Origin of the sequence: Candidatus Kosakonia sp. 282A-S69 (genome assembly GCF_029433855.1) — a bacterium.
In the GTDB taxonomy this organism is placed as follows: domain Bacteria; phylum Pseudomonadota; class Gammaproteobacteria; order Enterobacterales; family Enterobacteriaceae; genus Kosakonia; species Kosakonia cowanii_A.
This window is the reverse complement of sequence record NZ_JAROAU010000005.1, coordinates 235,728-236,064: the sequence shown is the minus strand read 5'-3', so window position 1 is coordinate 236,064 and position 337 is coordinate 235,728. Positions and strand designations below refer to the sequence as shown.

1 tRNA gene is annotated in these 337 nt (G+C 48.1%); it reads left to right on the top strand.

The annotated features are described in order from the left end of the window. Positions 1-112: 112 nt before the first annotated feature. Positions 113-188: transfer RNA gene (locus tag PU683_RS22105), tRNA-Glu, on the top strand. The last annotated feature ends 149 nt before the right edge of the window (positions 189-337 follow it).

Below are 337 nucleotides of genomic sequence, written 5' to 3'. Positions count from 1 at the left end.
GGGAACCTGCGGTTGGATCACCTCCTTACCTTAAAGAACCTTTCCCTGCAGTGTCCACACAGATTGTCTGATGAAAAGTAAATAGCAAGGCGTCTTGCGATTGAGACTTTGTGTCCCCTTCGTCTAGAGGCCCAGGACACCGCCCTTTCACGGCGGTAACAGGGGTTCGAATCCCCTAGGGGACGCCACTTGCTGGTCTGTGAGTGAAAGTCACCTGCCGATATATCCCAGACACTGACTTGCGAGTCATGTGTGTGATATTTGCTCTTTAAAAATCTGGATCAAGCTGAAAATTGAAACACTGAACAATGCGAATTGTTCGTGAGTCTCTCAAATT